The organism is Streptomonospora arabica (genome assembly GCF_039531585.1).
Lineage (GTDB): Bacteria > Actinomycetota > Actinomycetes > Streptosporangiales > Streptosporangiaceae > Streptomonospora > Streptomonospora halophila.
Genome location: NZ_BAAAQI010000015.1, coordinates 96453 through 123288, shown reverse-complemented (window position 1 = coordinate 123288; position 26836 = coordinate 96453). Strand labels below are relative to the sequence as shown.

24 protein-coding genes are annotated in these 26836 nt (G+C 74.2%); 15 read left to right on the top strand and 9 right to left on the bottom strand.

The features are described 5' to 3' along the window. Positions 1–388 precede the first annotated feature (388 nt). The 7 genes from ftsZ to ABD284_RS20365 all read left to right on the top strand — a co-directional run bounded on the left by ftsZ (position 389) and on the right by ABD284_RS20365 (position 7342). Positions 389–1849, top strand: a complete 1461-nt coding sequence (ftsZ, locus tag ABD284_RS20395) for a cell division protein FtsZ (RefSeq protein ID WP_344145935.1) — start codon at positions 389–391, stop codon at positions 1847–1849. A gap of 110 nt (positions 1850–1959) precedes the next feature. Further along, positions 1960–2685, top strand: coding sequence for a peptidoglycan editing factor PgeF (gene pgeF, locus ABD284_RS20390; RefSeq protein WP_344145932.1), 726 nt, complete (start codon positions 1960–1962; stop codon positions 2683–2685). Further along, on the top strand, positions 2682–3446 hold the full coding sequence (locus ABD284_RS20385; protein WP_344145929.1) for a YggS family pyridoxal phosphate-dependent enzyme: 765 nt from the start codon (positions 2682–2684) through the stop codon (positions 3444–3446). Before pgeF ends, ABD284_RS20385 begins: the two co-directional genes overlap by 4 nt. A 121-nt stretch (positions 3447–3567) precedes the next feature. After that, the gene (locus ABD284_RS20380; RefSeq protein ID WP_344145926.1) at positions 3568–4095 is read left to right on the top strand and encodes a cell division protein SepF; all 528 of its coding nucleotides are present in this window, start codon (positions 3568–3570) and stop codon (positions 4093–4095) included. 39 nt (positions 4096–4134) lie between these two features. Further along, on the top strand, positions 4135–4428 hold the full coding sequence (locus tag ABD284_RS20375; protein WP_344145923.1) for a YggT family protein: 294 nt from the start codon (positions 4135–4137) through the stop codon (positions 4426–4428). Positions 4429–4557: 129 nt separating this feature from the next. Then, positions 4558–5484: a DivIVA domain-containing protein gene (locus ABD284_RS20370; protein WP_344145920.1), complete on the top strand. Its 927-nt coding sequence runs from the start codon at positions 4558–4560 to the stop codon at positions 5482–5484. 106 nt (positions 5485–5590) lie between these two features. Continuing rightward, a complete protein-coding gene (locus ABD284_RS20365) occupies positions 5591–7342 on the top strand; it encodes a hypothetical protein (RefSeq protein ID WP_344145917.1) in 1752 nt (583 codons plus the stop codon). Positions 7343–7548: 206 nt separating this feature from the next. Here ABD284_RS20365 and ileS read toward each other — a convergent pair whose 3' ends face one another. Continuing rightward, positions 7549–10725 carry an isoleucine--tRNA ligase gene (gene ileS, locus ABD284_RS20360; RefSeq protein WP_344145914.1) on the bottom strand — a complete coding sequence of 1059 codons (3177 nt, stop codon included), beginning with the start codon at positions 10723–10725 and terminating at the stop codon, positions 7549–7551. 458 nt (positions 10726–11183) lie between these two features. On the opposite strand from ileS, the gene ABD284_RS20355 reads away from it, so the two are divergent. The 4 genes from ABD284_RS20355 to ABD284_RS20340 all read left to right on the top strand — a co-directional run bounded on the left by ABD284_RS20355 (position 11184) and on the right by ABD284_RS20340 (position 13852). Beyond that, positions 11184–11447, top strand: coding sequence for a hypothetical protein (locus ABD284_RS20355; protein ID WP_344145911.1), 264 nt, complete (start codon positions 11184–11186; stop codon positions 11445–11447). A gap of 325 nt (positions 11448–11772) precedes the next feature. After that, complete coding sequence (locus ABD284_RS20350) at positions 11773–12183, top strand: TraR/DksA family transcriptional regulator (RefSeq protein WP_344145908.1); 411 nt, start codon at positions 11773–11775, stop codon at positions 12181–12183. 35 nt (positions 12184–12218) lie between these two features. Continuing rightward, a complete protein-coding gene (lspA, locus tag ABD284_RS20345) occupies positions 12219–12911 on the top strand; it encodes a signal peptidase II (protein WP_344145905.1) in 693 nt (230 codons plus the stop codon). 32 nt (positions 12912–12943) lie between these two features. Next, on the top strand, positions 12944–13852 hold the full coding sequence (locus ABD284_RS20340; RefSeq protein ID WP_344145998.1) for an RluA family pseudouridine synthase: 909 nt from the start codon (positions 12944–12946) through the stop codon (positions 13850–13852). Between the two features lie 60 nt (positions 13853–13912). Here the strand turns inward: ABD284_RS20340 and ABD284_RS20335 are convergent, their stop codons facing one another. From ABD284_RS20335 to ABD284_RS20320, 4 genes are all read right to left on the bottom strand, one after another. Further along, on the bottom strand, positions 13913–15658 hold the full coding sequence (locus tag ABD284_RS20335) for a thiamine pyrophosphate-dependent enzyme (protein WP_344145902.1): 1746 nt from the start codon (positions 15656–15658) through the stop codon (positions 13913–13915). Positions 15659–15805: 147 nt separating this feature from the next. After that, on the bottom strand, positions 15806–16120 hold the full coding sequence (locus tag ABD284_RS20330) for an AzlD domain-containing protein (RefSeq protein ID WP_344145899.1): 315 nt from the start codon (positions 16118–16120) through the stop codon (positions 15806–15808). Beyond that, on the bottom strand, positions 16117–16830 hold the full coding sequence (locus tag ABD284_RS20325) for an AzlC family ABC transporter permease (RefSeq protein WP_344145995.1): 714 nt from the start codon (positions 16828–16830) through the stop codon (positions 16117–16119). The genes ABD284_RS20330 and ABD284_RS20325 overlap by 4 nt, the downstream gene beginning before the upstream one ends. Positions 16831–16958: 128 nt before the next feature. After that, entirely contained in the window at positions 16959–17804 is an 846-nt protein-coding gene (locus tag ABD284_RS20320; protein WP_344145896.1) for an AraC family transcriptional regulator, read from the bottom strand. Positions 17805–17911: 107 nt separating this feature from the next. On the opposite strand from ABD284_RS20320, the gene ABD284_RS20315 reads away from it, so the two are divergent. Both ABD284_RS20315 and ABD284_RS20310 read left to right on the top strand, forming a co-directional pair. Then, complete coding sequence (locus tag ABD284_RS20315) at positions 17912–18340, top strand: GNAT family N-acetyltransferase (protein WP_344145893.1); 429 nt, start codon at positions 17912–17914, stop codon at positions 18338–18340. 353 nt (positions 18341–18693) lie between these two features. Next, on the top strand, positions 18694–19371 hold the full coding sequence (locus ABD284_RS20310; protein WP_344145890.1) for a PaaI family thioesterase: 678 nt from the start codon (positions 18694–18696) through the stop codon (positions 19369–19371). 92 nt (positions 19372–19463) lie between these two features. On the opposite strand, the gene ABD284_RS20305 is transcribed toward ABD284_RS20310, so the two are convergent. Next, a complete protein-coding gene (locus ABD284_RS20305) occupies positions 19464–19751 on the bottom strand; it encodes a hypothetical protein (RefSeq protein ID WP_344145887.1) in 288 nt (95 codons plus the stop codon). A gap of 890 nt (positions 19752–20641) precedes the next feature. Here ABD284_RS20305 and ABD284_RS20300 point away from each other — a divergent pair. After that, on the top strand, positions 20642–22147 hold the full coding sequence (locus tag ABD284_RS20300; protein ID WP_344145884.1) for a peroxidase family protein: 1506 nt from the start codon (positions 20642–20644) through the stop codon (positions 22145–22147). 94 nt (positions 22148–22241) lie between these two features. On the opposite strand, the gene ligD is transcribed toward ABD284_RS20300, so the two are convergent. The 3 genes from ligD to ABD284_RS20285 form a co-directional block, all read right to left on the bottom strand. Then, positions 22242–23189, bottom strand: coding sequence for a non-homologous end-joining DNA ligase (gene ligD / locus ABD284_RS20295; protein ID WP_344145881.1), 948 nt, complete (start codon positions 23187–23189; stop codon positions 22242–22244). Then, positions 23186–23881: a DNA polymerase ligase N-terminal domain-containing protein gene (locus tag ABD284_RS20290; RefSeq protein WP_344145878.1), complete on the bottom strand. Its 696-nt coding sequence runs from the start codon at positions 23879–23881 to the stop codon at positions 23186–23188. Before ABD284_RS20290 ends, ligD begins: the two co-directional genes overlap by 4 nt. 133 nt (positions 23882–24014) lie before the next feature. Further along, positions 24015–25274, bottom strand: coding sequence for an endonuclease/exonuclease/phosphatase family protein (locus ABD284_RS20285; RefSeq protein WP_344145875.1), 1260 nt, complete (start codon positions 25272–25274; stop codon positions 24015–24017). A 259-nt stretch (positions 25275–25533) separates the two neighbouring features. Here ABD284_RS20285 and ABD284_RS20280 point away from each other — a divergent pair, with 259 nt between their 5' ends. After that, positions 25534–26430: a PadR family transcriptional regulator gene (locus tag ABD284_RS20280; protein ID WP_344145871.1), complete on the top strand. Its 897-nt coding sequence runs from the start codon at positions 25534–25536 to the stop codon at positions 26428–26430. Positions 26431–26836 lie beyond the last annotated feature (406 nt).

The following is a 26836-nucleotide window of genomic DNA, read 5'->3' as shown; positions in this document are numbered from 1 at the left end:
CGCCCCAGATCAGGCATACATTCCAGACGCGACGCGCCGGGAGCGGACATCGCCGCCCCGGGCGACACGCCGTTAGGCTGAACTCGTGGTTAGTTGCCCGCAGGCAGGCAGCGGCTTACTGTCGGGAAGCAATACCGTTGGTTGACATAAGTGTGGACCTGAGACTTTAGGGCGGTTACGGCGGGAGCACCCGGAGGAGGGGGAACCGCCCGGCTGCGAGCCCGAAGCCCTGTATGGGAACCCGACCGGCCCGGCGCCGGTCAGAGGGGACCCAGTGGAAAGACTGTAGAACCGGACAGCCAATCGGTCCGTTCGCCGCCGCAGGACGGCAGGTTCCGCTGAGGCGGGACGGCGCGATTGGCCGAAGCGAGCGGAAAGGCCCCTCGTCGTGGCAGCACCGCAGAATTACCTCGCGGTCATCAAGGTCGTCGGAATCGGCGGCGGTGGCGTGAACGCCGTCAACCGGATGATCGAAGAGGGACTCAAGGGCGTCGAGTTCATCGCCATCAACACCGACGCTCAGGCGCTGCTTATGAGCGATGCCGACGTCAAACTCGACGTCGGACGCGAACTCACCCGCGGGCTCGGCGCGGGCGCCAACCCCGATGTCGGGCGCAAGGCGGCCGAGGACCACCGCGAGGAGATCGAGGAGGTCCTCAAGGGGGCCGACATGGTCTTCGTCACGGCGGGCGAGGGCGGCGGCACCGGCACCGGCGGGGCTCCGGTCGTCGCCGACATCGCGCGCTCGCTCGGAGCCCTGACCATCGGTGTGGTCACCCGCCCGTTCGGCTTCGAGGGCAAGCGCCGCGCCACCCAGGCCGAGGCCGGCATCGCCATGCTGCGCGACGAGGTCGACACGCTCATCGTCATTCCCAACGACCGCCTGCTCTCCATCTCCGACCGCCAGGTCAGCGTGCTCGACGCGTTCAAGGCGGCCGACCAGGTGCTGCTCTCCGGTGTTCAGGGCATCACCGACCTGATCACCACGCCGGGTCTGATCAACCTCGACTTCGCCGACGTCAAGTCGGTGATGCAGGGGGCGGGCTCGGCACTCATGGGCATCGGCTCGGCACGCGGCGACGACCGCGCGGTGGCGGCGGCCGAGATGGCGATATCGTCGCCGCTGCTGGAAGCCAGCATCGACGGCGCGCACGGCGTGCTGCTGTCGATCCAGGGCGGCTCCGACCTCGGGCTGTTCGAGATCAACGAGGCCGCCCAGCTGGTGGCCAACTCCGCCGCGCCCGAGGCGAACATCATCTTCGGCGCGGTCATCGACGACGCGCTGGGCGACGAGGTCCGTGTCACCGTTATAGCGGCCGGCTTCGACGAGGCGCGCAACGAGTCGGCCTCGCCGCCGCAGAGAGCCGCCGCGCCGCCACCGGAGCCACCGGTCCGCGAACAGCCGGCGGCTCCGGCCGCCGAGCCGCGCCCGGCCGTGCGCCCGGCCGCCGAGGAGCGCCCGCAGCCGCCCGCCGATCCCGCACCGGCGCGCGAGGCGGCCCGCGAACCCGTGCGGGAACCGGTCCGCGATGAGCCGCCGCGGCCCGAGGCCCCCGCCGATCCCGAGCCCCCGCGCGCCCAGGAGCCCCGCGAGCCCGAGCAGGTCCGCGCCCGCGAGCACGCCGAGCGCCGCGACCCCGAGCCGGAGACCGAGGAGTCCGAGTTCGAGGCCGAGGACGACGGCCGGGGGCGCGGCATCCGCGCGGTGGACGAGCCCGACTACGGCGAGGTGCGCGGCACCGGTACCGACGGCACGTTCCCGCGTTCGGGCGAGAACGTGCCCACGCCGCGGCGCCGGGTTGTCTTCGACGACCCCGACGACCTCGACGTGCCCGATTTCCTGAAGTAGCGCGCCCGATCGCGGCGGCCGAGCGTACCGGTGGCGGGGCCTCCCGCCGCCGGTACGCTTTTTCGCGTCCCCTGGACGACTGCCGAGGATGCGGAGGAACCGCGCACACGATGAGTGCCGTGATCGAGTTGGGACCGGGCGTGCGGGCCGGGTTCACCCAGCGCTACGACGGCGGGGTCAGCTCCGCGCCGTTCGACAGCCTCAACCTCGGCCACGGGGTGGGCGACGCCCCCGGGGCCGTGGCGGAGAACCGCCGGACGGCCGCGAAGCGCCTCGGGTTCGCCGCCGAGAGCGTGGTGTGGATGGACCAGGTGCACAGCGCGGACGTGGCCGTGGCCGTCGAGCCGGGAACGGCCGGGCGCGTCGACGCCGTCGTCTCCGACCGGCCCGGCCTGGTGCTGGCCGCGCTGGCCGCCGACTGCCTGCTGGTGCTGGCCGCCGACGCCGAGGCGGGCGTCGTCGGCGCGGCGCACTCCGGCCGGCTCGGCACGCAGTCGGGCGTGGCGCCCGCGATGGTCGCGCGGATGGCGCTGCTGGGCGCCGAGCCCGCCCGCATCAGCGCCGTCCTCGGCCCCGCCATCTGCGGCCGGTGCTACGAGGTCGGCCCGCAGGTGCAGGCCGAGGTGGCACGCAGCGTGGCCGAAGCGGCCAGCCGCACCCGCGAGGGCACGGAGGGCATCGACATGCGCGCCGCCGTCACCGCCCAGCTACGCGCGGCCGATGTCGGCCACATCACCTCCGACGACCGCTGCACCCTGGAGAGCCCCGAGCTCTTCTCGCACCGCGGCGGCGCTCCGACCGGCCGATTCGCCGGATTCGTATGGCGGCGGCCGTGAGCGCCCGCGATACCGGGGGAGCCGACCCGGCGCACGCCGGCAGCGGTTCGCGGCGCCGCGAGCGGATCCGCGCCAACCTTGCCGCGCTGCGCGGGCGCGTCGACGCCGCCTGCGCGGCCGCGGGCCGCAGCCCCGACGACGTGACGATCATCGCGGTGACCAAGACGTTTCCCGCCTCCGACGTGCGCATCCTCGCCGGGCTCGGCGTCGGCGACGTCGGCGAGAACCGCGACCAGGAGGCCGCGCCCAAGGCGGCTGAATGCGCCGACCTGGGGCTGCGCTGGCACTTCGTCGGCCAGTTGCAGACCAACAAGGCGCGTTCGGTGGCCCGCTACGCCCACATGGTCCACTCGGTGGACCGCCCCAGGCTCGCGGCCGCGCTCGGTGCGCGCGCCCGGACCGAGGGGCGCGAGGTGGGCTGCCTGGTCCAGATCGATCTCGACCCCGCCTCCGAGGCCGGCGTGCTGGGGCCGCGGGGCGGGGCCGACCCGCGCGACGCGCTGGCCGTCGCCGACGCCGTCGCGGCCGAGGAGGGGCTGGCACTGGCCGGAGTCATGGCGGTGGCGCCCCGCGGGGGAGATCCCGAGGAGGCCTTCGCCCGGCTGAATGCGGTCGCCGCCGAGGTCCGGGCTCGCTACCCTCAGGCGAGGGCGGTTTCCGCGGGCATGAGCGCGGACCTGGAAGCGGCCGTCGCCCAGGGTGCGACACACCTGCGGGTGGGAACGGCGTTGCTCGACGATCGGGGCCCGAACGTGGGGTAATGTCCCCACATGGACATTGGCGCCCAACTGTCGAGTTCGCCCGTCCGGCGGACTCGGGCCCGTCCCGACATGGACTGAGTCATCTGCGGTGCCGCACCACAGGGACGACGGAGGACAAGAGATGGCCGGCGCGATGCGCAAGATGGCGGTCTACCTCGGCCTCGTGGAGGACGACCGCTACGATCACCGCTATGCGGACGAATACGATGACTTCGACGACTTCGACGAAGGCGTCGAGGGCCGGCGCGACCGGGATCTCGTTCACCAGGGCGGCGACCCCCGAGCCGACTCCGTGACGGATGCGGATGACTACCCCATGTCCCCTGCCGACAGGCGCACACCGACGCATACCACCCCCGCTACCGCGGACCTTGCGCGCATCACTACGCTGCATCCCCGGACCTACAACGAGGCGCGTACCATCGGAGAGTACTTTCGAGAAGGTGTACCGGTGATCATGAACCTGACCGAGATGGTCGACAGCGACGCCAAGCGTCTGGTCGACTTCGCGGCGGGTCTGATCTTCGGTCTTCACGGCAGTATCGACCGCGTGACCACAAAGGTGTTCTTGTTGTCCCCGGCTAATGTTGAGGTGACTGCTGAAGACAAAGCACGCATCGCCGAGCGAGGGTTCTTCAACCAGAGTTAGATCATCACTGATGTCCAGAGATTGGGTCGGGGAACGGCCGTGAGTATCGTCCAGTCCGTCATCATCGTCTTGCTGAACGTGTTCATGCTGGTGCTGATCGGGCGGCTCGTCTTCGAGCTCGTACAGGCGTTCGCCCGGTCGTGGCGACCGAGCGGGTTCGTGCTGGTACTCGCGGAGACCGTCTACACCGTCACCGACCCGCCCCTGCGGTTCCTGCGTCGGTTCATCCCGCCCATTCGCCTGGGGGGAGTGGCGCTGGACCTGAGCTTCACCGTCCTCTTCCTCTTCGTGGTGATCCTTCTCCAGATCGTAAGTTCGATCTCGTTCATCTAGAAGGTCACAGATGTCGGAAAGGCAAGCCCTGGTTTCGATATGTGGCCTTGGTCATGATCTGGATTGCCGTAAGGTCACGATCAGGTAGCGTCCCTACGGACACAGTCCAAGCGCGCCAAGGAGACGAACATGCCGCTGACACCCGCGGATGTGCGGAACAAGCAGTTCAGTACCACCCGGCTCCGGCCGGGCTACGACGAGGAAGAGGTCGACGCGTTCCTCGACGAGGTCGAGACCGAGCTCGACCGCCTGATCCAGGAGAACGAGGAGCTGCGCGGCAAGCTGGCCGAGTGCCTGCGGGGCAAGGTTCCCAACGCCGGCATGCAGGACTTCCAGCAGCAGCAGCCGCAGGAGCAGCAGCTCCCGCCCGAGCCGCAGCCCGAGCCGGCCGCCCGCCAGGAGCCGCCGCAGCAGCCGCAGCAGCCCCAGCCCCAGCCGCAGCAGCCGCTGGAGCAGCAGATCCCGGCCATGGCCGCCAACATGGGCCTGCCCGGCTCGGAAGAGAACATGGACACCGCCGCCCGGGTCCTGGCCCTTGCCCAGCAGACCGCCGACCAGGCGATCTCCGACGCGCGCCGCGAGGCCGACGAGACCCTCGGCCGCGCCCGCCACGAGGCCGACGACATCCTCGGCAAGGCCCGCCGCCAGGCCGAGCAGATCGTCAACGAGGCCCGCGCCCGCTCCGAGAACCTCGACCGCGACGCCCAGGAGCGCCACCGCCAGGTGATGGGCTCCCTCGTGCAGCAGCGCGAGGAGCTGGAGCACAAGGTCGCCGAGCTCAAGGACTTCGAGCGCGAGTACCGCAGCCGCCTCAAGGACTACTTCGAGCGCCAGCTGCGCGAGCTCGCCGAGGGTGCCAACGAGCCCAACTCCGGCCAGCAGCAGAACCCGAACACCACGGGCGGATTCCAGACGATGGCGCCCACCGGCGGGAACCCGGGCATGCCGCCCGGCGGTCCGGCCAACGGAGCGCCCTCCGGCAATCCCTTCGCCCAGCCCGAGCCCGCGCAGCACGGCGGCTACCACCCCGGTGAGGCTCCGCACGAGCGGCGGTGAACCGACCGCCGGAGTCCCGGCGCGCTACACGACAGCGGCGGCGACCGGACTGTGCCGCGGCGCCGCAACGCACAACAGAACCCTTGAGTGAAGGCTCTCCTATTCCGTGTTCATCCTCAGTCTCGCCACTTTGGTGGCGGCTCTGGCGGTCATCGCCTTCGGTGTGGTGTTCGCCGAGACGACGCTGGTCTACATCGCCCTCGCATTGGGCGTTCTCGGTGCGGTACTGCTCGTCGCCGAGGCGGTGAGATCACGCGAGCAACTGGGGCTGGGTGCCGGCAAGGGAGCGCCGGCCGGCGATGCCGGCGCGCAACGGCAGTGGGCACGGACGGGCGGTTTGGGGAAGGCGTCCGTCCTCGCCCCGACCTTGTCGGGTGCAACGGCGGAATCCGCCGCGCAGCACAGCCGTACCACCGAGGGAGTGCGGGGTTTCGCCCCCGCTCAGAGCCGCGCCGCGAGCGACGGCGCGGCGCGGCGTGAAAACCCTGGACAGGGTGCACGACCGGCTGCTCCCTACGGCGGCTACGCGCCGCCCCACGGTCTCGGTGCGAGGCCCCCCGGCCGATCGCCGGAGGAGCCCCCCGAGCAGACAGGACGACCCGAGCCGTCCGCCGGTCCCGAGCCGGCGGAGAGCGCGGTGCGCTCCCAGCCGCAGCGGCCGGTCCGGCCGCGCATCAACCGCGTTCCGAGCGGGCCCGACGAGGGCGCGGTCGCCCCGGGCGCCGCGGAGGCCACCGGCGGCGCCGGGCAGGAGGCGGCCGGGGCCGACCAGGCGCGCGCCGAGGCACCCCCGGCGGCACCCCCGGCGGAAGCGGCCGCTCGGGACTTCGCCGAGACCGCGCGACCCGAGCCCGCCCCCGATGCGGGCACGCCCGAGGAGACCGCGCCGCCCGCCGGCGAGGCGGACGCCGCGCCGGAGGAGCCGGCACCCTCGGAGCCGGCCGAGCCCGCGCGGGCGCCCGAGTCCGAGCCGCCCGCCGGCGCACCGTCGCCGGAACCGGCCGCAGCCCAGGGCGCGCCCGCCGACGAGGCCGACCGCGACCTCTCGTTCAGCGCCTTCGTCAGCGGACTGCTGCCCGAGCAGGGACAGGCGGCGGACCACGGCGCCGGGACGGCGCCGGAAGACGCCGCGGAGCAGGCGACCGCCGAGGGCGGCACCGACGACGGCCGACCCGCCGGCGGCGCAGACGATGCCGCGGTACCCGAGGCGACCGACGACTCGGCGGCGCCCGGCGAGGGCGGTCCCGAGGACGACACGCCGACCGCGGACCCCGCGGCGGCCGCCGCCGGGGGCGACTCCGCCGACGAGCCGGACCAGACCGGGACCGCCGCGTCGGACCCCGAGTGGAACACCGCTCCGGCACTCGCGGGCGAGGATGTCGAGGAGCCCATCACGGCGCCTCTCGACCTGCGCGCGATCACGGCGACCGTGCCGGATGACGCGTCCTCGGAGCACCTTGGCGAGGCCGCGGCCACCGCCGCCGCGCCCGAAGGGGCGGCCAACGCCGCCGCTCCCCAGGCACAGGCGGTCGCCGCCGAGTCCGAAGGGCCGGGGGATCCCGGGCACGCGCCCGCGGCCGAGGCCGCCGCGTCCGACGAGGCGACCGATGCCTTCGCGCGGCCCGGCGAGCAGGCCGGCGGCGGACAGGAGGACGGCCGGGACTCGGACGAGACCGCCGAGGAGGACGCGGCCGATCCGGCGGAGACCGCCGAGCGGCGGCCCGAGCCGGAGCCGGCGCCCCGGGATTTTGGCGCCGATCCCGACGGTTCCGCGGAACCCGCGCCGACCTCCGACGAGCCCGATGCGGACGAGACCGCGGTCCTGCGCCGCGCCCCCGCGGACGACGACCGCCCCTGAGGGGCACGCCGCCCGGATATTGCCGCAGACCGGCGCCGCGGAACCGGCGCAGCCGTGCCCACGCTCCCGCGGGGCGCCCGGCGTCCGCGCCGCCGGGGACGATCGCGGGGGAGCGGTCGGGCGGCGCTGCCCGACCGCGCGGGAGCCGTTCCGACGCAGGACGACCGGTGCCGGGAGCGCGGCACTCCCGGCACCGGCGGTGACCGCTAGGCCGCCTTGCGCAGGCGGAGCGTCACGCCGAAGTCGTCCGAGGCGACGGTGTGGGCGTCGCCCTGCGGTGCGCCCCGGGTGACGCTCACCGCGAGGACCTCGCCGGCGATGGTGCGCTCGTGCTCCTCCAGCGCCCGGGCGGTGACCGGGTCGGTCGCCTCCCACCACAGGTCGATCCGGTCGGAGATCTCCAGGCCGCTGGACTTGCGGGCGTCCTGGACGAGGCGGATCAGCTCGCGGGCCAGGCCGGCGCGCTGGAGCGCCGGAGTGACCTCCAGATCCAGGGCGACGGTCTCGCCGCCCTCGGCCGCGACCGTCCAGCCTTCCCGGGGCTGCTCGCTGATCAGCACCTCCTCGGCGCTGATCTCCACCGGTTCGCCCTCCACGTCGACGTGGGCCCAGCCCGTCGTGCGCACCTGCTCTACCAGCCCCCGCGCGTCGGCCTCGCCGATCGCCGCGGCCACCAGCGGCGTGCGCTTGGCGAAGCGCTTGCCCAGGGCGCGGAAGTTCGGCTTGACCGTGTGGTCGACCAGGTCGCCGCCGACCGCCGAGAGCGGGTCGAGCTGCTGCACGTTCAGCTCCTCGGCGATCTGGTCGCGCAGCTGCTCGGGCAGCCCGTCGAACCCGGCGGCCCCGACCAGCACCCGCGACAGCGGCTGGCGGGTGCGCACTCCCGAGTCCACGCGGGCAGCGCGGCCCAGCTCCACGAGCCGGCGGACCAGCGCCATCTGCTCCGAGAGCCGGGTGTCGACGAGGTCCTCGCGCACCTGCGGCCAGCTCGCCAGGTGCACCGAGTCCGGCGCCTCCGGCCGGCGCAGCGCCGCCCAGACGTGGTCGGTGATGAACGGCACCAGCGGCGCCATGACCAGTGTCAGCGACTCCAGCGCCTCGAACAGGGTGGCGAACGCGGCCGCGCCCTCGGGGGTGTCCGCGCCCGCCCAGAAGCGGCGGCGCGAGCGCCGCACGTACCAGTTGGACAGGTCGTCGACGAAGGCGGTCAGCAGCCGACCGGCTCCGGCGGTGTCGAAGCGCTCCAGCGCCGCGCCGACGCCCTCGACGACCCGGTTCAGCTCGGAGAGCAGCCACCGGTCCAGCAGCGGGCGCTCCGCGGGCGCGGGGGCCTCGGCCAGCCGGCCGTGGCTCCAGGCGCCGCCCGCACCGGCGTAGAGGGTGAAGAAGGAGACGGTGTTGTAGTAGGTCAGCAGGACCTTGCGGACGATCTCCTCAAGCGCCTCGTGCCCCACGCGGCGCGGCATCCACGGCGAACCGCTGGCGGCCATGAACCAGCGCAGCGCGTCGGCGCCGTGGCGCTCCATGACCTCCATCGGTTCGAGGACGTTGCCCAGGTGCTTGCTCATCTTGCGGCCGTCCTCGGCGAGGATGTGGCCCAGGCAGACCACGTTCTCGTAGGAGGAGTGGCCGAAGACCAGGGTGCTCACGGCCATCATCGAGTAGAACCAGCCGCGGGTCTGGTCGATGGCCTCGCAGATGTACTGGCCGGGGAAGTTGGCCTCGAACGCCGCCTCGTTGCGGTGCGGCGCCCCCCACTGCGCGAACGGCATCGCTCCGGAGTCGAACCACACGTCGATGACCTCGGGCACACGCCGGGTGCGGCCGCCGCACTGCGGGCAGTCGAAGGAGACGTCGTCGACGTAGGGCCGGTGCGGGTCGAGGGCGCCGAGGTCGCGGCCGGCGAGCCCGCCCAGCTCCTCCAGCGAGCCCACGACCGTGTGGTGCTCCTCCGCGCAGACCCACACGGGCAGCGGCGTGCCCCAGTAGCGGCTGCGCGACAGCGCCCAGTCGATGTTGTTGCGCAGCCACTCGCCGTAGCGCCCCTCCTTGACGTTCTCGGGGAACCAGTTGGTGCGCGCGTTCTGCTCCAGCAGCTCGTCCTTGATCGCCGTCGTCTTGATGTACCAGGACGGCAGCGCGTAGTAGAGCAGCGGCGTGTGGCAGCGCCAGCAGTGCGGGTAGCTGTGCTCGTAGGGCTGGTTGCGCAGCAGCAGGCCGCGCGCCCGCAGGTCCTCGACGAGGGCGGCGTCGGCGGTCTTGAAGAAGACGCCGCCGATGAGGTCCAGTCCGGCCTCGAACGTGCCGTCGGCGCGCACGGGGTTGACCACGGGCAGCCCGTAGGCGCGGCACACCGCCATGTCGTCGGCGCCGAACGCCGGGGACTGGTGGACCAGGCCGGTGCCGTCCTCGACGGTGACGTAGTCGGCCAGCACCACGAAGTGCGCGGGCTCGTCGAAGGCGACCAGCTCGAACGGGCGCTGGTAGGTCCAGCGCTCCATCTCCGAGCCCTCGAAGCGCTCACCGGTGAGCGTCCAGCCCTCGCCCAGGGCGGTGCCGACGAGCGGCTCGGCCACCAGCAGCCGCTCGGTGCCGTCGGTGGCCACCACGTAGGCGACGTCGGGGTGCACCGCCACGGCGGTGTTGGAGACCAGGGTCCAGGGGGTCGTGGTCCACACCAGCAGCGACGTCGGCCGCGCGGGGTCGGCCAGCGGGCCCGAAGTGACGGGGAAGCGCACGTAGACCGAAGGGTCGACGACGGTCTCGTAGCCCTGCGCGAGCTCGTGGTCGGAGAGCGTGGTGCCGCAGCGCGGGCAGTAGGGGCTGATGCGGTAGTCGCGCACCAGCAGGCCCTTGTCCCAGATGGTCTTCAGCGCCCACCACACCGACTCCACATACTCGGGGTCCATGGTGCGGTAGGCCTCGTCCATGTTCACCCAGTAGCCCATGCGCTCGGTCATGGCGGTGAACGCGTTCACGTTGCGCAGCACGGACTCGCGGCAGCGGGCGTTGAACTCGGCGACGCCGAACTCCTCGATGTCCTTCTTGCCGCTGAGGCCCAGCTCCTTCTCCACCGCGACCTCGACGGGCAGGCCGTGGCAGTCCCATCCGGCCTTGCGGTCGACGTGGTAGCCGCGCATCGTCTTGAAGCGGGGGAAGACGTCCTTGAAGACCCGCGCCTCGACGTGGTGCACGCCGGGCTGGCCGTTGGCCGTGGGCGGGCCCTCGTAGAACACCCAGTTGGGCTTGCCCTGCGACCGCTCCAGCGAGCGTTCGAAGACCTTCTGCTCCGACCAGCGCCGAAGCACCTCGTGCTCGGTGGCGGGCAGGTCGATCCGGGCCGGGAGGGCAGGGAAGGAGCGAGCGGCGCTTTCGTCGTGCATGGGGTCTACCTCTCACCAGGGCATCGGTTGTCCTGATGGAGGGACGAGGCTGCGCGCCCCGCGGTACCACCCTCCTTGGGTGAGGCGGACCGGCCGCCTCGTCCCCTCTCGCTTCGCTCGGCGGCCGGGTCTACTGGGTCGGCGCTGCGCGCCGCACCGTTCTTCCGGCGGCTCCGGGGTGATCTTCCCGACGGTCATGCCCCCGGGCTTCCACCGTCCCCGGGTCGCTCTGGGCTGTTTCCGGCGGTACTCGTCCCCATCCGCGCCTTGCCGTGCTGCCGAGGATAGCCCACGACGGGCGGGGCGGCGTCCGATCGGGGGCCCAACGGGCACGCGCCTTTCCCCGGGCTGCGGCCTGCGGTGCATACTTGCCTGCCGGGCCGCACCTCGCGGCGGCCCGTTCGCCGCGCGCGGCGCGGCGCAGGCACGTGGTGGCGATCGACGAAAGGAGGCGGTCCGTGGCCGCGACCGGGCGGGAGGGCACCGTGCTGGTGACGCTCTCCGAGCGGGAGGACGCCGAGGAGCTGGCGGAGCAGTTGCAGGACCAGGGTTACGAGCCCTGCACGGTGCACCGCGACATGCTGGCCGGCGAGGACGACGCCGAGGACGTCGACTGGGTGATCGAGGTGGCGACCGGCCCGCACGGCGGACCGGCGACCTTCGACGAGCCGCACCTGGCCGTGCTGGCCGATGACTACGGCGGATACGCCACCGCGCAGTAGCGCGTCGGGGGCGCGGCGGCGCCGGGAGGAGGCGCGCCGCCCCCGGCGGAAGCGTATCGGCGCCTCGATCGGGAACACCTGGGGGATAGACGCGGAAAGCCGGGAGTGTTCCACACTGCGTTGTCGATGGTTGATTCGCTCCCGACGGGCGTTTAAGCTACCCGGCATCCTGTGCGGGCACCGCTGCAGGCGGTGAAATCGCACGTCAGAACGGGGTTCACGGCCGCCGTGCCGCGGCGGCCGAGGGGGTGAGTGCCTGATGGCGTCGACTACCACGACCGGTAAATCCGGTGAAGAGGCCCGCGGCGGAAAGGACGGGGCGACCATGGGTGTCTCCAACGCGGCCGATCTGCCCGTTCGTCCCGGCGAGGACCCGTGGACCGAGGCCGAGTTGGCCGAGGTCCGCCACGGACTGGAGTCCGAGGTCGCCGAGCTGCGGAGCGGCATCGCCGCCGCCGAGTCCGAGATGGCCGAGCGGCTGTCGGACTCGGTCGAGGGAGCCGGCGACGATCCCACCGACACCGGTGCCAAGGCCTACCAGCGCGAGCACGACCTCGCGCTGAACTACAATAGCCGTGAGCTGCTCGCCCAGAGCGAGCGCGCGATCCAGCGGATGGACGCGGGGACCTACGGGGTCTGCGAGTCCTGCGGCAACGCCATCGGCAAGGCGCGGCTGCAGGCATTCCCCCGCGCCACATTGTGTGTGCAGTGCAAACAGCGCGAGGAGCGTCGCTGAGTGACGTCGAGCCCCCCGGGGCCCAAGATCGGACCGTGAACGGACCCGCCGCGCGCCGGCCGCGGCGGTTCGTTCTGTTGTCGGCGGTGGCGGCGGCGGCCCTGGGGGCCGACTACGCCACCAAGGAGGCCGCGCTCGCCGGCTTCGAGCCCGGTGAGTCCATGCGTGTCGTGGGCGAGCTGCTGCAGTTCACGCTCGTGTTCAACACGGGCGCCGCGTTCTCCATGGGCCAGGGGCTGCCCTGGCTGTTCTTCCTCATCGCCACGGCGGTGGTGGTCTACATCCTCTTTCTGGCGCGCAAGCTGGCCAGCGTGCCCTGGACCCTGGCGCTCGGGCTGATCCTGGGCGGCGCCCTGGGCAACCTGGTCGACCGGGCGTTCCGCCCGCCGGCCCCGCTGCAGGGCGCGGTCGTGGACTGGATCCAGGTGCCCAACTTCCCGGTGTTCAACATCGCCGACTCCTGCATCGTCGTGGGCGGCGCGCTCGCGGTGCTGCTGGCCTTCCGCGGCATCAACATCGACGGCACCCGCGAGTCGGACGCCGCGAGCGGCGGCGGGGCCTCCGGCGCCGAGCCGGAGGCCGAGGGCGCGGCCGGGCCCGACACGCCGGAGCGCGCCTCCGGCGAGACCCGCACCGGCGGGGACGGCACCACCGCCGCGCGCGGCGGCGAGCCCGATGTCCCGGAGGAGCCCGGGGCCCGCAGTGAGGACGGAGGGCGATCGGCGTGACCGGCCCGACCAGGACCGGCGACCACCGCGCCATGCCCGTGCCCGACGGCGTCGAGGGCGAGCGCATCGACTCCGCCATGGCCCGCATGTTCGGCCTCTCGCGCACCCGCGCCGCCGAGCTCATCGCCGACGGCAACGTCACGGTCGACGGCGGCGCCGCCGCCAAGTCCGACCGGCTGGAGGCGGGAAGCTGGCTGGAGGTCACGCTGCCCCCGCCGCCGGAGCCGCCCGCGGCGCGGGCCGAACCCGTGCCGGGCCTGAGCGTGGTCCACGAGGACGCCGACATCGTGGTCGTGGACAAGCCCGCGGCCGTCGTGGCCCACCCGACCGTGGGCTGGACCGGTCCCACCGTGCTCCAGGGCCTGCTGGCCTCGGGCGTCGAGCTGGCCACCAGCGGCGCCGCCGAACGCCAGGGCATCGTGCACCGGCTGGACGCCAACACCACCGGCCTGATGGTGCTGGCCAAGAGCGAGGCCGCCTACAGCGTGCTCAAGCGCGCCTTCAAGGAGCGGGTGGTGGACAAGGTCTACCACGCTCTCGTGCAGGGCCACCCCGACCCGCTGCGCGGCACCGTCGACGCGCCCATCGACCGCCACCCCGCGGGCGACGGCCGGTGGGCCGTGGTGGCCGGCGGCCGGCCCTCGGTGACCCACTACGACACCGTAGAGGCGTTCCGCGCCGCCAGCCTGCTGGAGATCAAGCTGGAAACCGGGCGCACCCACCAGATCCGGGTGCACATGTCGGCGCTGCGCCACCCGTGCGTGGGAGACCACCTCTACGGAGCCGATCCCGCGCTGGCCGAGCGCCTCGGCGTGCGGCGCCAGTGGCTGCACGCGGTGCGGCTGGGCTTCGAGCACCCCACTCTGGGCCGCCGGGTCGAGTTCGAGAGCCCGTACCCGCGCGACCTGGAGGCGGCGCTGGAGCTGCTGCGCGAGGAGTGACCCGCCCGTCCCGGGCGCGGTCGTCCGCCCCTGCCGGAGCACGGAGACCGCGCTCGGCCGTCAGGCGCCGCCGAGCAGCCCGCTCATGGTGGCCTCCGGGCTGATTACATCGGGGTCGGTGCGGACGTCGACGAGCGTGGGCAGCTCGGACGCGAGCGCCGCGTCCAGCGCGTCGGCCAGCTCCACCGGGTCCGTGGCGGTGGCACCGAGCGCGCCCAGGCCGCGTGCGTAGGCGGCCAGGTCCAGCGGCCCGCTGATGTCGGTGCCCGCCGTACGTCCCAGCTCCCGCGCCTGGTGCATCGCGATGGTGCCGTAGAGCCCGTTCTGGAAGACCACCACGGTGATCGCCAGCCCCAGCCTGACCGCGGTCTCCAGCTCCTGTCCGGTCATCAGCAGCCCGCCGTCGCCGACCGCGGCCACGACGGTGCGGTGCGGCGCGGTGAGCTTGGCGGCCACCGCCGCCGGAACCGCGTAGCCCATGGCTCCGCTGGTGGGCGCGAGCTGGGTGTGCGGGTGCCGGTAGGTCCAGCCGCGGTGCAGGAAGGCGGCGAAGTTCCCGGCGTCGTTGGTGATCACCGAATCGTCGGGCAGGGCCTTGCGCATCCCCTCGACCACCGCCCACGGGTGCATGCGCCCGCCGGGGTGGGTGGCGGCCTCGGCCGGCGCGGTGGCGGTGCGCTCCCACACGTGGTGGGCCTCGCCGTAGTCGCGCTCGGGCGTGGCCACGGGCAGCGCGGCGAGCGAGTCCAGCGCCGAGCGGGCGTCGGCCACGGCGCCCAGCCACACGCCGGTGACGGCTCCGATCTGGTCGGGGTCGATGTCGATCTGGGCGACGGGTGATCCGGGCCCCGGCCCGGCCGATGCGGGCAGCCGGTAGGTCTGGCTGGTGATCTCGCTCAGCCGCGAGCCGACGACCAGCACCGCGTCGGCCTCCTCCAGCGCCCGCAGCACCGGCTTGGGGCAGCCGAGCCCGAGATGGCCGAGGTAGAGCGGGTGGTCGTTGGGGAACACGTCCTGGCGCCGCCAGGAGGTGTAGACGCCCGTGTTGTAGCGCTCGGCGGTGGCGACCAGCTCCTCGCGGGCGCTGCGCGCGCCCCCGCCCGCGACGATCACCGGGCGCTCGGCCGCGGCCAGCCACTCGGCCAGCCGGTCCCGGTCGTCCTCGCTGAGCGCCGGGCGCGGCGGTGCCGCGCCGGGCAGGGCGGCGGCCGGCGGGACGCGCTGCCCGAACAGGTCGCCCGGCACCGCGACGGCGACCGGCCCGGGGCGGCCGGTGGTGGCCACCCGCAGGGCCTGCGCGGTGATCTCGGCGAGCCGGTCGGCGCGGGTGGCGGTGGTGGTCCACTTGGTGATGGGGGAGTAGAAGGCGGTGAGGTCGACCTCCTGGAACGCCTCGCGGCCCAGGTGGTCGCTGGTGACCTGGCCGAGGAACACCACCATGGGGGTGGAGTCCTGGCGCGCGGTGTGCACGCCCACGGCCAGGTTGGCGGCGCCGGGTCCGCGGGTGGCCGCGGCGACGGCGGGGACTCCGGTGAGCTTGGCCTCGGCCTCGGCCATGAAGGCGGCGCCGTTCTCGTGGCGGGTCGAGACCAGTCCCAGGTCGGCGTGCCGGTCCACGGCGTCGGCCAGCTCCAGGAAGCTCTCGCCGGGCACGGTGTAGCAGTGGCGGACGCCGGCGCCGGCCAGCACGTCGGCGACCTCCTCGGCGGCGGTGCGCCAGTGCGCCGCCGCGCCCCGCCCGGGCGGGTGCGCCCCGGCGTCGAAGCCCTCGGCGGCGGTGGCCGCGTTCCCGTACTCCTCGGTCATCGGCGTCCTCCGGCTCGCGGGATGGTCACGACCGACTTCTGCCCGCCCGCGGCGGGTCCGTCACCTCGGCGGCGGGGCAGAGGCGGGTGGTAGCGCGCCCCAAGGCCCGGGACCCCCGGCCCGGCCCTCGCCCCCGCCGCCCGGCGGTCACAGCCCCAGCAGGCGCAGGCCCGCGGCCGTCGCCGCCGCCACGGCCAGCACCACCAGGAACGGGGCGCGCAGCAGGAGGGCGACCGCGGCGGCGGCCACCCCGCCGATGCGCGCGGGGTCGAAGACCAGTTCCCGGCCGCCGTCGCTCGCGGTCTGCACGGCGATCAGGGCCGCCAGCAGCGCCACGGGGACGGTCATCGCGAAGCGCCGCACGAGCGGGTGGTCCAGCAGCCGGCGCGGAGCCGAGAGCCCGGCCAGCTTGAGCACGTAGCACCCGGCGCAGGTGCCGATGATGACCAGCCAGAGCGTCATGTGCGCGCCTCCCCGTCCGTGGGTTCCCCTCCGCCGCGTCCGGGCCCGGTCGGCCCGCCGCCCTCCACGGCTCCCGCCGCCCCGCTCGGCACGAGCAGCGCCGCCGCCGAGGCGAGCAGGACCGGCACGCCGGGCGGCGCGACCGGCACGGCGGCGAGCGCGATCGCCGCGCCGAGCACCGCGACGGCCTGCTCGCGCCGGTTGCCGCGCAGCCGCGTGCCGACCAGGGCCAAGAAGACCGCCGCGCTCATGGCGTCCAGCCCGAACGCGTCGGTGTCGCCGATCCGCTCGGTGGCCAGCGCGCCGAGGAGCGTGGTCAGGTTCCAGACGAGGTAGATGGAGGCGAAGACCGTGACGAAGGAGGTGCGCGCCCACGCCGCGGTGGGCTGCGCGAACGCTCCGGCGGCCGTCTCGTCGATGACGCCGTGGGCGACGAGCAGCCGCCGCGGGCCCCGCCAGTGCAGCAGGTCGGCCAACCGCAGGCCGTAGAGGGTGTTGCGTGCGCCCAGCAGCAGCGCGCCGGCCGCGCCCGCCGCCAGGCCGCCTCCGCCGGCGACCACGCCCACCAGGGCGAACTGCGACGCGCCGGTGAAGGCGAACAGGCTCAGCACGCACGCCTGGGGCACCGAGAGCCCGGCCGTGACGGCGGCGGCCCCGAACGCGGTCCCGGACAGGCCCACGGCCACGCCCATCCCCAGCCCGTCGCGCACCGGGGGCGGCAGAAGAGCGGTGGAGGTGTTCACATCCGCCGACGCTAGCGGCGTCGGCGCACGGCCGTCTTGAACGATATTGCGGGCGCCGACGGCCGGGCGCCGGAGCCCCGCACCGGGGCCGAGGGCTACCCCGCCTCCGGCGGCCCCAGGACTCCCCGCTGGAAGGCGCCGGGCGGCACGCCGGTGGAGCGTTTGAAGTGGCGCGTGAAGTGCGGCTGGTCGGCGAATCCGAGAGCGGCGGACACGTCGGCGGGCGCCATGCCGTCGGCCAGCAGCCGCCGGGCGCGCTGCACCCGGACGTTGTTCACGTAGGCGTGCGGGGGCAGTCCGTGCGCCGCGCGGAACGCCCTCAGGAGCGCGAAGGGCGGGGTGTCCACGGCGGCGGCCAGCTCCTCCAGGCCGGGCGGGTCGGCCAGGGCGGTGTGCAGCAGTTCGCGGGCGCGCTCGACGGCGCGGCCGGAGCCGGGCGGTTGCGGCCCGTGCGGTGCGGTGCCCGCGCGGGTGTGCCGGGAGAGCAGCAGGTGCAGGGCCTGGCGGATGAGCGTGGAGGCGCTGAGCCGGTCGCCCTGCTCGGTGGCCCGGTGCGCGGCCCGCACGAGGCGCGATGACGCCGGGTCGCGGACCTCCTCGGGGGTGAAGGGCGGAATGCGGTCCATGCCGAGGTCGCGCGCCGCGGCGGCGACCACGTCGACCTCGGGATAGAGCACCCTGTAGCGCCAGCCGTCGGGCACCCCGGCGTGGCCGGTGTGGACCTCGTGCGGCTCGACCACCATCAGTCCGCCGGCGCTGATGCTGACGTCGCCGCCCTTGTAGTAGGTGACCTCGACGCCCGACTCGACGAGGGCGAAGGTGTAGGTGTCGTGCGTGTGCCGGTTGAAGGTGTGGCGTACGTAATGCGCCTTGAGCAGCTCCACGCCCGGCAGGCCGGGATGGCGCCAGAACCGCGCACGATCGGCGGACTCGTCGCTCATAGCCCCAGCTTAGGCGGGCCCCGGCGGGCGTGTCGGCCGAGTCCGGCTCCGGCCCCGGCGCCCTCCGCCCGGCACCGGCACCCCGTGCCGGGTCTAGAATTCCGCGCGTGCTCACTATCGACCTCGCGGAGAGCCCTCAGGACCGCGCCGCCGTCTTCGCGATCCGCGGCGCCGTGTTCGTCGCCGAGCAGGGAGTGCCCATCGCCGAGGAGTGGGACTCCCGCGACCTCGCCGCCGACCACCTCTTGGCGCGCGCCGGCGGAGTGCCCGTCGGGACCGGCCGGCTCGTCACCGAGGGGGAGCGGGGCGTCCTCGGCCGGCTGGCGGTACTGCCCGAGGCCCGCGGGACGGGCGCCGGGGCCGCGCTGGTCCGCGCCGTCGAGGACCGGGCGCGCAAGCTGGGACTGGGAGCCGTCGAACTGCACGCGCAGACCCGCGCTCTGGACTTCTACGAGCGGCTGGGCTACACCGCCCGCGGCGAGGAGTTCCTGGACGCGGGCATCGTGCACCGGGACATGTACAAGCTCCTGTCCTGAGCCCGGCTCCCCGCCGATGCGCGTCCTCCCGCGGCTCCGCCGCTCGCGCTCGCCCGGTACCTCGCCCGGCGGTCGGTGCCGCGAAGAGCGGGCCTGCGCACTCGTGCCGGCCCCGGGTCGGCCCGCGAACAGGCCGACTGCGGCGCCCGGCGCCGCCGACCGCCCCTGTGACGGTCGTCGCGTTGCCTCCCCCCGGTGCGGGAGGCGATTATGAACCTACCAGCAAGTAACATGGCTGGACGTCCGGCGCGGCGGCGCTCGGTCCGCACGGCCCGACCGCAGCGGATTCGCTGCGGGCCGGGTGCGCAGTGCCGCCCGCCGAGCCCAGAACACACTGCAGAGCGAAGGAAACCATGACGGTCGACGCCGATCCGGTTGCCGAACTCCCCGACCCCCGCGACTACGGCCTCGCCGTGGTCGGCGAGGAGGAGATCCCCGCGGAGCTGACGTCCCTGGTCGCCGAGGTGCGCTCGCTCGTCGACGCCGTCGCCCGCACGCGGGCCGGGGCCGAGGAGCTTTCGGCGGCGCGCGCGGCTGTGGCCGCGGCCGCCGCGCAGCTCGGGGACGGCCCCCGGCACGACGTCGGCACCATGGTGCGCCGCACGTGGGACGACGGCCGGGTGGAGTACGGCACGCTCACCAACGCCGTCTCCGGTCCGACCAACGCCGCCGCTCCGCCGCTGCGCCTGGAGACCGCGCCGGAGGGGGGCCTGCGCGCGCAGGTGCGGCTGAACGGCACCTACCAGGGCCCGCCCGGGCTCGTGCACGGCGGCTGGCTCGCCGCGCTCCTCGACCAGGCCCTGGGCGCGGCGGCCGTCGCCGAGGGGATGCCGGGCCTGACCGCCAACCTCGACGTGGACTACCGGCGCCCGACCCCGCTGAACACGCCGCTGGAGATCACCTCGCGCGTCACCGGCACCGAGCGCCGCAAGGTCTCCGTCGCCGCCGAGATCCGCCACGACGGCGAGGTGACCGCCGAGGGCACCGCCATCATGGTGCGCCTGAACCTCCCCGGCGACGGGGGCGCCTAGCCGGCCGCCGCGTCACCGCCGCACGCCCGGCGCATACGCGTGCGAGCGCCGCACGGCCCGGGGCCGTGCGGCGCTCGTGTGCGGTCAGGCGGTCAGCGGCGCCGCAGCGCCTTCCGCAGCCGGCTCTCCACCTGGCGGAAGCCCCGCTGGATCTCCGGGGGCATGCCGCCGCCGCGCGTCCGTGCGCCGGGGCGCGGACCGGTTCCGCGGTGCATCCGTGCGCGCCGGACGATGCCGCCCAGGCCGCGGGTCGCTGCCGCACCGCCCGTGCGGTGGGGGCGATGGGTGCGGGTGACGGGAGACCCGCCGCCCATTCCGTCGAGCCTGCCACCGATGACCTGGCGCGCCTTGCGTTCGATCCAGTTCCTACGGGTCCCCATGGGATCTCCTCCTCGGGGGATGGCTCTCTCGATCCGTCGATCGCTGTCTTCAGGGGGCGGGAGGGGCCCGCCTCGTCCCTGTCATCTGCTCCACTACCCGCGACACGCCGGGTTATGGGGGCGATCTCGGCCGGCGGCGCGGAGCAGGGGCGTGACAGGCGCTGCTGCGCTCGGACTATGAGCCAGATCATGGCGCCGGCGCCCGCTGGTGGGTGGTTTCGTCGCGAATGTCCGATAAAACAGGGCTGGTGGCGGCAGTATCGCGAATCCTCGGCAGGTCGACCTGCCGTATCGGGCGGTCGACCGACACCCTCCTCGACCGCGCCTCCCGCTTCCCGTAGCGGCCCATGCTCAGCCGCCGAGCCGAGGGTGTGCACAGAGCGGTGAATGTGTGCATCCGAAATGTGGATTCCAGATGGACCGTAACCCGCACCTGTGCGTGCTACTCGGGTTACCCGACGTTTAACCGGCGCGGTTGCGTTTGCCGCTGTCTTGCCCCGCTCTGGCACGGACGGTCGGCCACCGGCGCGCGGTCATCCGTCCCGCGAGGCGCGCACCACCGCCGGCGTCGCACGACGCGCGATCCGGCCGCGCCTCCCGCTGCATACTCCATTCCATCCGATGAAAGTCCCCGCCACCGACTCGGAAAGCGGTGGAAGGTTCCACCGCGCGAACCAACTGTCCGTAGTCGGCCACCCGCATTGCCGCAGCGTCCCAAGCGACCGATCGTGCGGTTGAGAGAACGCTGCGCGAAGGCCGCCCGACGCTCCGGACGCCCTCGGCACACCGTCGCCGGAGCCGTTTCCGCGGCTCCCGGCCCGGTCGGCGGCCGCCCGTCCTCGCGCCGCAGCAGTCCGCATCATCGAGCGCCAGGAGAAGAGGACGCCGTCATGAAGTCGACCGCCGCAACGTCAGCCCAGCCCGAGCCGGACACCGACTCCGGAGCCGAGCCGCGCCGGTCCGCGCCCCGGTCGGCCCGCAGCGGCCACGGCCTCGCCCCGCGCGGGCTCGGCCACGTGCCCGAGTCGCCGATGTTCGAGGGCAGGTTCGGGCGGATGTTCCGCCGCCTGCCCGCGCTCCGGCTCACCGAGGACGAGATCAAGGCGCTGGCCGGGCGCATGGTGGAACGCAGCCCCGGCGACCCGGGGATGGACAACCCGGACGTGCCCTCGGGCTACACGTTCCTCGGCCAGTTCATCGACCACGACATCACCCACGACCCGTCACCGCTGCAGGTGCGCCGCAACGATCCCGACGCGCTGACCAACTTCCGCTCGCCGTTCTTCGACCTGGACTCGGTCTACGGGCGCGGCCCCGGCGACCAGCCCTACCTCTACGACGACGACAACGCCGGCCGCTTCCTGGTCGCCCGCCGCGACGGCCTGCTCGACCTGCAGCGCAACGCGCAGGAGACGGCGATCATCCCCGATCCGCGCAACGACGAGAACCTCTTCGTCACCCATCTGCAGCTGACCATGCAGCTGTTCCACAACAAGGTCGTGGAGCGGCTGCCCGAGCTGCGGGAGGACGGGCGGGCGCCCGAGGAGAGCTCCTTCGCCGCCGCCCAGCGCATCGTGCGCTGGCACTACCAGTGGGTGGTGATCCACGACTTCCTGCGGCGCGTCGTCGGCGAGGAGACGTTCGCCGACGTGCTCCGGGCCCTGCCGCCGTCGGGGCCCCACCACGCGGTCGAGCGTGCCCGCCTGCGCCACTACCGGTGGCGCAACAACCCGTTCATGCCCGTCGAGTTCTCCGTCGCGGCCTACCGCTTCGCGCACTCGATGGTCCGGGCGCGCTACAAGCTGAACACGACGGTGCCGGACCTGCCCATCTTCACCGCCGAACCCGTCTCCGAAAGCGACCCGCTGACCCACCTGGGCGGCTTCCGCGCGCTGCCGCCGAAGTGGCAGATCGAGTGGCGCCGGTCCTTCCCGCTGGGCACGGACGGCAGCGAGCCCGCGCCGTCGCGGGCCATCGACCCGTTCCTCGCGCCTCCGCTGATGGAGCTGCCGGAGGAGGCGGCCGAGGGCGTCGCGTCGCTGGCCCGGCGCAACCTCACGCGCGGTGTGAGCCTGGGACTGCCCTCGGGGCAGGCGGTGGCCTGCGCGATGGGCGTGCGGCCGCTGCCCGAGTCCGAGCTGGACACGCCCCGGCGCGGGGCGCCGCTGTGGTACTACATCCTGCGCGAGGCCGAACTGCTGGCCGACGGGCGGCACCTGGGCCCGGTGGGCGGCCGGATCGTCGCCGAGGTGTTCCTCGGGCTGCTGGCCGCCGACCCGTCCTCCTATCTCAGCAACGACCCCGGATGGCGGCCGACGCTGGGCGGAGGCGAGGACGGCGTCTTCACCATGTCCGACCTGATCCGCTTCACCGGGTTCGGACTCGACGAGGTGTGATCGTCCGCCGGCGCCGAGGCGCCCCGGCGGCGGCGCGGCCGCCGCCGGGGACCGCCGTTCGCGCCTTCACCGGGAACCGCGCAGGGGGCGGCGCTCACCGCGAGCGCCGCTCCAGCTTCGCCAGCCGCTCGACCGCCTTGCGCGGCGACCGGGCGTGCCGCGCCATCCCGTGCCAGGCGTCGCCGCCGGCCGCGTGTGCCCGCTCCAGCCGCTCGCCCAGCGTGCGCACCGTCCAGTTCCGCGCGGAGGCGATGCCCTCCAGTTCCTCCCATTCCAGCGGCACGGCCACCGGGGCCTCGGGCAGCGCGCGCACGGCGTAGGGCGCCACCGCGTGCTGGGCGTAGGCGTTGCGCAGCACGTCCAGGAACAGCCGGCCGCGGCGCTTGTCCTTGCGGAACTCGGTCGTGTAGGCGTCGGGGCGCCGCGCGGCGACCGCGTCGGCCAGGCGGCGGGCGAACTTGCGCACCTCGTCGAAGTGCAGCTCGGGGCGCAGCGGCGCGACCACGTGCAGCCCGCGCGAGCCCGTGGTCATCACGAACACGGCGAGCCCGGCCTCCTCCAGTCCCGCGCGGACGTCGGCGGCCGCCTCGCGCACCAGGGCGAAGTCGTCGCCGGCCGGGTCGAGGTCGACGATGACGCGGTCGGGGTGCTCCAGCGCTCCGGTGCGGCTCAGCCACGGGTGCGGGGTGATCACCGCCTGGTCGGCGAGCCACAGCAGGCACGCTGTGTCGTCGCAGACCGCCATGGTGATGTCGCCGCCCTGCTCGCGGTGCACCTGGACGCCGCCGATCCAGTCGGGGGCGTGCGCGGGCAGCTGCTTCTGGAAGAACCCCGCGCCGCCGTCGGCGAAGATCCCGTCGGGGAAGCGGTGCAGCGCCAGGGGCCGGTCGCGCACATGCGGCAGCATCATCGGCGCGACGGCGCGGTAGTGCTCGGCCAGCTCGCGCTTGGTGACACCGCCTTCGCCGAACAGCTCCTTGTCCGGTCTGCCGATCTCGACCGGGTGCCGCCCCGGGCGCGGCCGCACCGCCGCGGTGCTCACCGCTCCTCCCCGCCGTCGCGCGGACGGCCCTTGAGGGTGCGGCCCTCCTCCTCGGCGACCTCGTCGATCACGCGGCCGCTCCGTACCGAGTGCGGCTGGGTGGAGACCGGGTCGCGCCGCGCGTCCGCACCAAAGTCGCGCTCCTTGACCAGCAGCCACGCCTCCGCCTCATCCTCGCCGGAGCGGAACCGGTTGAGCGCGAAGCGGCCGGTCAGCTTCTCGCCGTGCAGCTCGAAGGAGACGTGCCCGTGCTCCAGACCCTCGGCCATGCTCATCGGCTCCCCCTTCTTGGCGGTGGTGTTGGCGTAGATGCCGGTGTCCCACACGATCACGGTGCCGCCGCCGTAGTCTCCGGCGGGGATGGAGCCCTCGAACTCGGCGTAGTCGAGCGGGTGGTCCTCGGTGGGCACGGCCAGGCGCTTGTCGCGCGGGTCGGTCGAGGGGCCCTTGGGCACGGCCCAGGACTTGAGTACGCCGTCGACCTCCAGGCGCAGGTCGTAGTGCTCGCGCCGGGCGACGTGGCGCTGGATCACGAACAGCGGGCCTTCGCCGTCCCGCCGGCCCGAGCCGTCGCCCTCGGGTTCGGCGGTGCGGGCGAAGTCGCGCCGGCGCCGGTACTCCGACAGCGCCGGACCCTGCTGCGAGCCCGTCCCGGCGCCCTGCCTCTCCCCGGACTTCGCGGGCCGGTCCATGCCTCACCCCCGACGGCGGTAGCCGCGCGCCTTCGCCGGCGCGGCTACCCGCCCCGGGCACCGTTACACGCGGCGGGGGTCCTTCCGGGCGCGGCCGCCGGGCGGGAGGCTCGCTCCGCCCGGCGGCCGGTACTCAGCGGTGGCGGACGTCGAGCCAGACCAGGTGGTGGTCGGAGGCCTTCGCTGCGGCCTCGGCTCCGGGCCGGCCCGCGGCGGGCCAGAACACGCGGGTGTCGACCACCGGCAGCCCGCGGGAGGGCAGCACGTAGTCCACGCGCAGGTTGCCCGGCTGCGGCTCGCCGAAGTCGGCGGTGTCCAGGGCGGGGTCGCCGGTGTGCTGGGCGTTGGCGCCGCCCTGCTCCTCGGCGGCCTGCGGCGCGCCCTCGCTGGTGGGCCGCACGCGGCCGTCGACGCGGGACGACTCCAGCAGCTGGAGGGTGGCGCGGGGGTGGCCGTCGCCGTCCTCGGGGTCGGCGTTGAGGTCGCCGGCGATTACGAACCGCGCACCGGGGTGCAGGCCGCCGCGCCGCCCCTCGTCGTCGTAGATGTAGCCGCTGCGGCTCGGCGCGACGTAGTCGGCGAAGAACCGGTTCTCGTCGTGGTTGCGGGCGACGTTGCGCTTCTCCGGGCCGTCGAAGCTCGGCGGCGTGGGGTGGGAGGCGAGCAGGTGCACGGGCCGGCCGCGGCCCGGGCGCACGGGCACGTCCCAGTGGCTCTTGGAGGACAGCCGCAGCTTCTCGCGCTCCTGCTCGGAGTAGTAGTCTTCGCCCGTCTCGGGGTCGGTGGGCAGCAGCGCGCCGGGCATGTCGGCCCAGCGGAAGGTCCGGAACGTGCGGACGGCGCCGCGGTCGATCGGGTAGCGCGAGTAGACCACCATTCCGTACTGGCCGGGGAACGCGCCGAAGCCGTAGGCGTCGTCGCCGTATCCGGGCGCGCCCGGCTCGGTCACCGTGCGACCGTCGTTGTTCAGGTCGAACCCGGAGGCCACGCCGGTGTTGACGGGTGCGGTGTAGCGGTACCGGTAGCGGATGGGCGCGGCGCCGTTCTGGGGGCGCGCGAGGTAGTTGCGCTGGAAGAGCTCGGCGGCGCGGCCGTGCTCGTCGTAGTCGAACTCGTTGACCAGCAGCACGTCGGGGCGGGTGCGCTGGACGACCTCGGCGGCGGCCTGCGCCTGCTTGTCGCCGGGCTTCGACAGGTCCTCGACCAGACCGCCCTGTTCGGCCCTGTTCAGCGAGGCGTTGAACGTCGCGAAGCGCACGGTGCCGCCGCCGCGGCCGCCGCTGCCGGGGTCGCCGTGCCCGCCGCCGCGGTCGGCCTGGGCGGCGGGGGCGGCGGCCAGCGTGCAGGCCAGCGCAGCCGAGAGCGCGAGCAGGGTGGGACGGGTGCGGGGCATGGGGGGAATCCTTTCCGATCCGGTGCGTGCGGTAGGCGCCGAGCACCGAGTGCCCGGAGGTATCCCACCGTGCCACCGCCGGGCGTCACCGCGTGGATCACCGGATGAACAGTTCCGCGGCTCTTCCGCGGAGCGCCGGGGGGAGTGCGGAACACACCGTTGACGGAGCCGAGTTATAGATATATCGTAAACGTATCTCGATAGGGCGTAATCTATCGAGACACGTTTCAGGAGTATCGACAGCTACGGGGGTAGCACGATGACTGCGATGTCGATGCCGTGGTCGTGGGGACAGCGCGCCGGGATGCCCGGGCGCGAGGCCTACCGGCCCGGCGACGAAAGCGCCGACGACCGCGACGACGGGGCGGGAGCGCGCCGGGCCGACGACTGGTGCGGTCCGCGCGGCTTCCACCACGGGAACGTCCGGTCGCTGCGCAGGATGGCGGCGTGGGCGCAGGGCCCGCGCCGCGGCTGGCCGGGCGGCCCGGTGCCGCCCGTTCCGCCCGGGCCTCCCGGGCCTCCCGGGCCGATGTGGGGCGGCGGTCCGTTCCCGCCCGGGCCCGGTGGCGGGCCTTTCGGCGGCGGGGGAGGGCGCCGGCGGCGCGGGGGTCCGCGGGCCCGCCGCGGCGACGTCCGTACCGGGATCCTGCTGCTGCTGGCGGAGGAGCCGCGCAGCGGCTACGAAATCATCCGCGAGGGCCGCGAGCGCAGCGGCAACGTCTGGCGTCCGAGCTCGGGATCGGTCTATCCGATGCTGCAGCAGCTGGAGGACGAGGGGCTGGTGCGCCCCGCCGAGGACGCCCACGGCCGGCGCCGCCCGTTCGAGCTGACCGACGAGGGACGCGCGTACGTCGAGCGCGACGCCGCCGACCTCACCCCGCCCTGGGAGGCCGTCTCGGAGGAGCACGAGGACGCCATGGCGCGGTACGCCGAGATCAGCTCGCTGGCCTACCAGTTGGCGGCCGCGGCCGCCCAGGTCGCCCAGGCCGGGACCGACGGCCAGGCCGAGCGCGCCAAGCGGCTGCTGTCGGAGACCAAGCGGGGCCTCTACCGCATCCTCGCCGAGGACGACGGCTCCGGCGGGGACGCGTCCGAGGACGACGGCGGCCCCGACGGCGAGGAGCCGTACCGGGACGGCCCCGGCCCCAGGGAGTAGGGCTGACCGACGGGTCCGTCCGTGGCGGGCGGCGCGCTCGGGTTCGCCCCGCGCTCCCCGGCGCGAAGCGCCGTTGTTCCGGCGCGGGGCGCTGGGACGGGGACCGGTGCCGCTCGGCCGGGGAAGGAGTCAACGCGTCTCCCCTGCCGACCGGCGGGAACGCGGTGGGGGTGGGTGGTGCCCGGGCGCCGCGCAGGACAGCGACCCGTCGACCATGTACGGGTGGGGCGGCTCTCCCGGCGGCGCTCGCCCCGCGCCGACGGGCCCCCCGCCATGCGGGACGGCTGCGGGGGCGCCGTCCCGGCCGGGTGCGGGTCCGCGCCGCGCGTGAAACAGAGCGCGGACCCGCGCCCGCAGCCGCGCGTGAGTGCCCGGGGCGGCCGGACGGGGACCGGTCGCGGCCCGC

What these genes read in the sequence shown, in the direction of transcription:
- ABD284_RS20290 (WP_344145878.1), bottom strand. Translation starts at nt 23,881, where the DNA reads ATGGACCGGCCCGCGAAGTCCGGGGAGAGGCAGGGCGCCGGGACGGGC.
- ABD284_RS20280 (WP_344145871.1), top strand. Translation starts at nt 25,534, where the DNA reads ATGACTGCGATGTCGATGCCGTGGTCGTGGGGACAGCGCGCCGGGATG.
- ABD284_RS20285 (WP_344145875.1), bottom strand. Translation starts at nt 25,274, where the DNA reads ATGCCCCGCACCCGTCCCACCCTGCTCGCGCTCTCGGCTGCGCTGGCC.
- ABD284_RS20330 (WP_344145899.1), bottom strand. Translation starts at nt 16,120, where the DNA reads ATGACGCTCTGGCTGGTCATCATCGGCACCTGCGCCGGGTGCTACGTG.
- ABD284_RS20380 (WP_344145926.1), top strand. Translation starts at nt 3,568, where the DNA reads ATGGCCGGCGCGATGCGCAAGATGGCGGTCTACCTCGGCCTCGTGGAG.
- ABD284_RS20300 (WP_344145884.1), top strand. Translation starts at nt 20,642, where the DNA reads ATGAAGTCGACCGCCGCAACGTCAGCCCAGCCCGAGCCGGACACCGAC.
- ABD284_RS20350 (WP_344145908.1), top strand. Translation starts at nt 11,773, where the DNA reads ATGGGTGTCTCCAACGCGGCCGATCTGCCCGTTCGTCCCGGCGAGGAC.
- ABD284_RS20370 (WP_344145920.1), top strand. Translation starts at nt 4,558, where the DNA reads ATGCCGCTGACACCCGCGGATGTGCGGAACAAGCAGTTCAGTACCACC.
- ABD284_RS20305 (WP_344145887.1), bottom strand. Translation starts at nt 19,751, where the DNA reads ATGGGGACCCGTAGGAACTGGATCGAACGCAAGGCGCGCCAGGTCATC.
- ileS (WP_344145914.1), bottom strand. Translation starts at nt 10,725, where the DNA reads ATGCACGACGAAAGCGCCGCTCGCTCCTTCCCTGCCCTCCCGGCCCGG.
- ABD284_RS20320 (WP_344145896.1), bottom strand. Translation starts at nt 17,804, where the DNA reads ATGAGCGACGAGTCCGCCGATCGTGCGCGGTTCTGGCGCCATCCCGGC.
- pgeF (WP_344145932.1), top strand. Translation starts at nt 1,960, where the DNA reads ATGAGTGCCGTGATCGAGTTGGGACCGGGCGTGCGGGCCGGGTTCACC.
- ABD284_RS20310 (WP_344145890.1), top strand. Translation starts at nt 18,694, where the DNA reads ATGACGGTCGACGCCGATCCGGTTGCCGAACTCCCCGACCCCCGCGAC.
- ABD284_RS20335 (WP_344145902.1), bottom strand. Translation starts at nt 15,658, where the DNA reads ATGACCGAGGAGTACGGGAACGCGGCCACCGCCGCCGAGGGCTTCGAC.
- ABD284_RS20340 (WP_344145998.1), top strand. Translation starts at nt 12,944, where the DNA reads ATGCCCGTGCCCGACGGCGTCGAGGGCGAGCGCATCGACTCCGCCATG.